The sequence below is a fragment of the Aneurinibacillus danicus genome (genome assembly GCF_007991215.1).
Lineage (GTDB): Bacteria > Bacillota > Bacilli > Aneurinibacillales > Aneurinibacillaceae > Aneurinibacillus > Aneurinibacillus danicus.
Map to the genome: position 1 here is coordinate 1 of NZ_BJXX01000020.1, position 6,854 is coordinate 6,854.

The 6,854-nt window shown below is 51.0% G+C and carries 7 protein-coding genes; 4 read left to right on the forward strand and 3 right to left on the reverse strand.

Annotated features, from left to right (window positions below):
* Positions 1-91: 91 nt before the first annotated feature.
* The 4 genes from ADA01nite_RS02650 to pheA are packed head-to-tail and all read left to right on the forward strand — an operon-like array spanning position 92 to position 4,287.
* Positions 92-1,396, forward strand: a complete 1,305-nt coding sequence (locus ADA01nite_RS02650) for a homoserine dehydrogenase (protein ID WP_146808356.1) — start codon at positions 92-94, stop codon at positions 1,394-1,396.
* Positions 1,396-2,454, forward strand: a complete 1,059-nt coding sequence (gene thrC, locus ADA01nite_RS02655; RefSeq protein ID WP_146808357.1) for a threonine synthase — start codon at positions 1,396-1,398, stop codon at positions 2,452-2,454. The genes ADA01nite_RS02650 and thrC overlap by 1 nt, the downstream gene beginning before the upstream one ends.
* A gap of 1 nt (position 2,455) precedes the next feature.
* Entirely contained in the window at positions 2,456-3,397 is a 942-nt protein-coding gene (thrB, locus tag ADA01nite_RS02660; RefSeq protein WP_146808358.1) for a homoserine kinase, read from the forward strand.
* Between the two features lie 5 nt (positions 3,398-3,402).
* Positions 3,403-4,287: a prephenate dehydratase gene (gene pheA, locus ADA01nite_RS02665; protein ID WP_146808359.1), complete on the forward strand. Its 885-nt coding sequence runs from the start codon at positions 3,403-3,405 to the stop codon at positions 4,285-4,287.
* A gap of 67 nt (positions 4,288-4,354) precedes the next feature.
* Here the strand turns inward: pheA and ADA01nite_RS02670 are convergent, their stop codons facing one another.
* From ADA01nite_RS02670 to ADA01nite_RS21880, 3 genes are all read right to left on the reverse strand, one after another.
* Positions 4,355-5,107, reverse strand: a complete 753-nt coding sequence (locus ADA01nite_RS02670; RefSeq protein WP_146808360.1) for a YebC/PmpR family DNA-binding transcriptional regulator — start codon at positions 5,105-5,107, stop codon at positions 4,355-4,357.
* A 113-nt stretch (positions 5,108-5,220) separates the two neighbouring features.
* Positions 5,221-6,213: a YutH/CotS family kinase-like spore coat protein gene (locus tag ADA01nite_RS02675; protein ID WP_170230111.1), complete on the reverse strand. Its 993-nt coding sequence runs from the start codon at positions 6,211-6,213 to the stop codon at positions 5,221-5,223.
* 243 nt (positions 6,214-6,456) lie between these two features.
* Positions 6,457-6,854 (reverse strand): hypothetical protein (locus ADA01nite_RS21880; protein WP_170230113.1); only part of this gene is annotated, 398 nt, incomplete at its 5' end.

A 6,854-nucleotide genomic window follows, 5' to 3' on the forward strand; every position in this document is an offset into this window, starting at 1 on the left:
TTTTTCTTCCCTGGATCTTTTTTCCTCTTCTCCTCTTTCTTTTCTCATGATTTTTACAGAAAAACAAACAAATTTCTGAGGAGAGATGAGGATGCAAAAAAATACGGTAAAAGTAGGACTGATGGGCCTTGGAACTGTCGGCACGGGCGTCGTGCGCATCGTACAAGGACACCAGGAGGATTTACAGAAGCAAACAGGGCTTTCCATCGAAATTGCGAAAGTGCTTGTTCAGGACGTAGAGAAAACGCGCAGCTTAACGCTCGATAGAAATATGATTACGACCGATGCGGCAGAGTTGTTCAGCAATCCTGACATTGACGTCATTGTCGAAGTCATCGGCGGGATTCACCCGGCGAAAGAGTACATTCTTAATGCGCTCGAAAACGGCAAACACATTGTCACGGCCAATAAAGACTTAATGGCGCTGCATGGCGCAGAAATTCTGTCCAAAGCGCAGGAAAAAGGCTGCGATGTATTCTACGAGGCGAGCGTGGCCGGCGGCATTCCGATTCTGCGTGCGCTGGTAGAAGGATTTTCGTCCGACCGCATTACCAAGATGATGGGGATCGTGAACGGTACGACCAACTACATTATGACCAAGATGAGCCAGGAAGGCGCCGACTATGCGGAAGTGCTGAAAGAAGCACAGGCGCTTGGTTACGCGGAGTCCGACCCGACGGCTGATGTGGAGGGCCATGACGCGGCGCGCAAAATGGCCATTCTGAGCACGCTCGGCTTCCATGTAGACATGAGTCTTGAAGATGTGGATTGCCAGGGGATTTCAAAGGTAAGCGCGGAGGATATTTCCTACGCGAAAAAGCTTGGCTACGAGATTAAATTGCTTGGTATCGCACAGCGTGACGACGAGCTGATCGAAGTGAGCGTGCAGCCGACGCTTGTGCACCATACGCACCCGCTGGCTTCCGTAAACGGGGTATTTAACGCGATTTATGTACACGGTGAAGCCGTGGGCGAGACGATGTTCTACGGACCGGGCGCGGGTGAGCTGCCAACGGCGACCGCAGTCGTATCGGACCTTGTAACTGTCGTGAAAAATATGAAGCTCGGTGTAAACGGGCGCGGCAGCGTTGCACCGTACCGCGAGAAACAGCTTAAAACAGACGATCAGATCGTCTCGAAATATTTCCTGCGTCTCATTGTGGATGACAAACGCGGGGTGCTTGCGCAAATCACTCGCATTCTTGCCGATCATGATGTAAGCTTAGAACAAGTCCTGCAGCAGCCGTACAACGGAGGTAAACAGTCGGAAATCATTCTGATTACGCACCATGCATCACGCAGAAACATTTTTGAAGTCCGCAAGCAGTTTGAAGAACTTACAAGCATCTCTGAAGTGAAGAGTCTGTATCGTGTAGAAGGTGGGGAGGAGAAATAATGGCTGGCATTATCGAACGCTACGCAAAACATTTACCGGTGACAGAGAAAACACCCCGGCTGACATTGCATGAGGGAAATACACCGCTTATTTTTGCACCGAAATTATCAGAAGAATTGGATTTGGAGGTTTATTTCAAATATGAGGGGCTGAATCCGACCGGATCATTTAAGGATAGAGGCATGGTGATGGCGGTAGCGAAAGCTGTGGAAGAAGGAAGTCATACGATTATGTGCGCCTCGACCGGAAACACGTCCGCAGCGGCTGCGGCTTATGCGGCCCGCGCTAACCTGCGCTGTATCGTGTTAATTCCGAACAACAACATCGCGCTTGGCAAGCTGGCGCAGGCCATGATTTACGGGGCGGAGATTATCGCGATCGAAGGAAACTTCGACCAGGCGCTAAAAATTGTACGCGATATCTGCGAGAAGCACCCGATTACGCTGGTGAACTCGGTTAACCCGTACCGTCTGGAAGGCCAGAAAACGGCTGCGTTTGAAATCTGTGATACGCTTGGGAAAGCACCGGATGTTCTCGCCATTCCGGTAGGAAACGCAGGAAACATTTCTGCATACTGGAAAGGATTTAAAGAATACTATGAAGCAGGAGTCGTGGACAGTAAACCGCGCATGTTCGGATTTGAAGCGGAAGGAGCGGCGGCTCTTGTAAAAGGGGAACCGATTGAACAACCGGAGACGCTTGCGACAGCCATCCGCATCGGTAACCCGGCCAGCTGGGATCTAGCGTTGACCGCCCGGGACGAATCAAACGGGCACATTGATTACGTAACGGATGAAGAGATTGTGGAAGCGTACCGGAAACTCGCGTCCATGGAAGGAATCTTCGCAGAGCCGGCATCGGCGGCATCGCTTGCCGGACTGATGAAGATGCGTAAGCTGGGCCGCATTCCGGCCGGACAGCAGGTCGTATGCGTGCTGACAGGCAACGGTCTGAAAGACCCGAACATTGCTCTGAAGTCTGTCGGCGTAGATCCGGTCGTAGTGGAAAGCACGGAAGAAGCGGTGCTTGGCATTATTACCCAGGGAGCGGGTGTGTAAGGTGCAGAACGGAAAGGTAAAAGTGAAAGTACCGGCCAGTACGGCCAACCTCGGGCCGGGCTTCGATACCATCGGCATGGCTTTTCAACTTTATACGACCATCACGCTGGAAGTGGCGGACACGACAGTCGTCCGCCTGCATGGCCCGAACCTTTCCGGCCTTCCCACGGATAAGAGCAACCTGATTTACCAGATTGCGGCCCGTGTATTTGAAAAAGCCGGGCTTGCGGTACCGGAGATCATCATCGATGTAACCTCAGATATTCCGTTGACAAGAGGATTGGGCAGCAGCGCTTCCGCGATTGTCGGGGCACTGGTCGCCGCAAATGAGCTGGCAGGCAAGCCATTTACAACGGATGAGCTGTACTATATGGCTACGGAGGAAGAAGGGCATCCGGACAATGTCGGTGCTTCCTTCTTCGGAGGTGTCATTGTGGCGCTGATGGAGAAAGACCACGTACCTTATGTGCGTTTTCCGGTACCTGAGCATCTCGAAGCGATTGCCGTCATTCCGGAGTTTATGCTGTCGACGGAGAAAGCCCGGGACGTGCTGCCGTCTATGTACAGCCGCCAGGATGTGGTATATACGGCGAGCCATACCGGCGTGCTGGTAGGGGCGCTTGTGACGGGCAATTTGTCACTGCTTCGCACGGCGATGAAAGACGTCTTTCATCAACCGTACCGCGTCCCCCTTGTGCCGGGGTTGGATACAATCCTTGCGGAAGCACACGAGCACGGAGCGGTGGGCGCAGCATTGTCCGGTGCGGGACCGACCATTATCGCTCTGGTCGACAAGCGGAAGCCGACTGACGCGCTTCAGGCATTTATGGTGGGAACACTGGCTGAATACGGCATTGGCTGTACGATCATGCGCCTTGTCCCTGACGAAACCGGCGTGCAGGTAGAGCACTTCTTTTCCGGCGTGACTGAACAAAGGAGCTAATAAGTATGGAGAGAACGTTTGCATTTTTAGGCCCGCGCGGCACAAATACAGAAGAAGCGGCGCGTCTGATTTTCCGGGAGGAAGACGACGTATTTCGCCCGTACCGTACTATTCCGGATTGCCTGGAAGCGGCGGCGGACGGCAAGGTGAATTATGCGGTTGTTCCCTGGGAGAATTCGTTGGAGGGATCTGTCAACCTGACGCTCGATTGGATCATCCATAAAATTAATCTGCCTATCTTAAGTGAATTGATCATTCCGATCTCACACCAGTTGTCCTGTGCAAAGCGCGAGCATCCGCTTGCGCTTTCGGACGTTACGAAAGTATTGTCCCATCCGCAGGCCATCGCGCAGTGCCATAACTATCTGCGCGATTACTTGCCGCATGCTGAGATCGAATATGTCAGCAGCACGGCGGAAGCGGCACGCCTTGTCAGCGAGCATCCGGAAGAGCCGTGGGTGGCTATTTCGGCGATGCAGGCGGTGCATTCGTACCCGGTTATGCTGCTGGCTGAAAATATTGAAGACACGGAAAACAATTTCACCCGGTTTATCGTACTGGGAGAGAAGCCCTTGGTACTGCCGGATTCGGAGAAGCACAAGACGACGATTCTCGTTACGATGCCTTCCGATTTCCCCGGTGCGCTGCACCAGGTGCTCTCCGCGTTTGCATGGCGGCGTATCAACCTGTCGCGCATTGAATCCAGGCCAACGAAAACCGGTCTTGGCAACTACCATTTTGTGATTGATATTGAACAGAAGATGGATGACGTGCTGCTTCCGGGCGCATTTGCTGAGATGGAAGCGCTTGGCTGCCAGGTACGCTTCCTTGGCACATATCCAGTATTTATCAAACAGCGTAATGGTGCTGAATTATCCCTTCGCTCATAAAAAATAGAATACAGCTATGTAAGAAAAAAGAAACGGAGGAAATAACATCCTCCGTTTTTCCAATTGCTTATTGAATTTTCGCCATTTCTTCTTCATCGATGTCAAAGTTTGCGTATACGTCCTGTACATCGTCGTTGCTTTCAAGCATTTCCATAAGCTTCAGCATTTTTAATGCATCATCGCCGGTCAATTTAATTGTATTCTGCGGAATCATTGAAATTTCGGCCGTATCCAGTTCGTAACCCGCTTCTTCGAGCGCGGTGCGTACCGTTTCAAAATCTTCCGGCGAGCTCTTAATCTCAAAGCTTTCCTCGGATGCCTCAAAATCTTCCGCTCCGGCATCCAGTGCCGCCATCATAACAGAGTCTTCGTCCAGGTCGGTATCTTCGCGGCTGATTTCGATCAGACCTTTGCGGTCAAACATGAAACTGACGCAGCCGGATTCACCCAGATTGCCGCCGTTCTTTGTGAAAATGTGACGTATATCGGCTGCCGTGCGGTTCCGGTTATCCGTCAGGGCCTCTACCATTACGGCCACACCACCCGGTCCGTATCCTTCATAAATAATCTCTTCGTATGTGACACCGTCCAACTGTCCGGTTGCTTTCTTAAGTGTACGTTCGATATTATCATTCGGAATATTGGCTTCTTTTGCTTTCGCAATTGCAGTTTTCAGGCGTGAGTTCGTATTCGGGTCCGCTCCGCCTGACCGCGCAGCTTGATAGATTTCTTTCGAGATTTTCGTAAAAAGCTTCGCCTTCGCCGCATCCTGGCGACCTTTACGATGCTGAATGTTTTTCCACTTGGAATGACCCGCCATGCATCAAACCCTCTTTCTCTCGTATTCCGTGCGCGTCCGGCGCACTGCACAAAAATCCAACTCTCAGTGTAGCACAAGAAAAAGAAAAGAGCAAAGCGGCTTTTAGCAAAATCTCACGTATAAATGAAATGTTCATACCCCGCGAAGAAGCGTTCCCTGCGCCGCCAGTTTTTCATAATGATTGCCAGATAGTACTCAACACGGCTGGCCTGAAAGTTCTTGCGCTTTTCGAATACGCCGGTCACTTCGCGCATGTAATTATCGGGAAAGCGCAGCAGAAGAAAGATAAGTGCCACCTGCGCATCCGATAAAGGGCGAATCTGCCGGTATGCCTCGATCGCTTCGTTAAATATCGATAAGTCCCATTCCTGCAGGACAAGCGCACGGTTAATGAGCTGGATAATGTCGACCAACGGTGTGTCATAGGCGGCCGTATCCAAATCGATAATGGAGCTGCGGATGCCGCTCAGCAGAAAGTTATGGCTGGCCAGATCTTTGTGTGCAACGTGCTGTTGATAAAATGAATTCGCATATTCGACGGCAAGCGCAGATTTTCTGGCAATATCAAGTACATATTCAGCCTCCTGAAGGATAGAAGGAGCACCGTTTTGTATAAGATTCGTCAGGCGATTTTGTCTGACACTTCCATTTTGGATTTGGTTATAAATTTGAACAAAACTTTCATATCGCTTTTCCCATTTAACAAGTAAGGGTACACCTTCTTCCGGTGGCGGACCTCCCGGAATATGCATGCTGTGCAGATGAAATTCTGCCAGTTTTCGCAGTGAATGTAAAATATCCATTCTATGAAAATAGCTTCCTTCTCTGCCGGGTATTCGCTCCATAGCCGTCACGTAGCTATTCTTCCACTTAAAAACCGGGACGTTCTGGATGGTCGGAATGTAGCGGACGACATCATGGAAGCCGCGCTGGTGCAGCGTTTGAGAGAGATAGGTGACCCAGGCCGCTTTTTTAAATTCGGTATAGCCTTTTATAACCCAGCTGCCGCGATTTGTATCGCAGAGCCAGACGGTACGTTTCGGCCTTATGCGCGTGACGCGGCAATGGTACATTTTTTCGATTGCGGCGGCTAATTCTTGGCTCATAAGCCTCCTCCTGTCATAAATACATAGAAAACGACCATGGCGTCTCAGCCGCGACCCCGATAGGAAAATCGAGGGAAGGGCGGCTGACGTTTGTGGAAGGGAAAAGAGAGAAAAGAACGAGAATACGATTTCAATGGAGAAAAAGGCGAATGCCTTTTTCTTCGTCAGATCCTCTTTCCCTCTTTCTTTTTTCCTTATTTTCATATGAAAAAGGCGGGCTCTTATCTGAGCCCGCCCGGACGGTTAGCAATGCGACGAGCTGGAAGCGGAACTGCTGTCCTGGCAGCCGCAGCTGTCTTTGTAGATTTGTGTTGGCATTGTCATCTGCGGATAGCAACCATACGGGGCATAGGCAGACCCGTAGGACGGCGCCATTATATGCGGATGTGCCGGCATCATGGGCGAATATGTGTACGGATTCATAATATTCGCCGTAGCGGACGGATATCCTCCTGGCATTCGGCAAGCTCCGCAGCCCGTTCCTATATGACCGTGTCCACCATATGGCATGATTGATTGCATTGTTGGCAGTTGAGCAGACGGCATCATGGGTGCTTCTTCATAGTGGGGAGAGGACGAGTCGTCTTGCACCGTATCTTTTTTTGTCGGTATTTGTTCATTGGACATCATAGGGAGCTGTT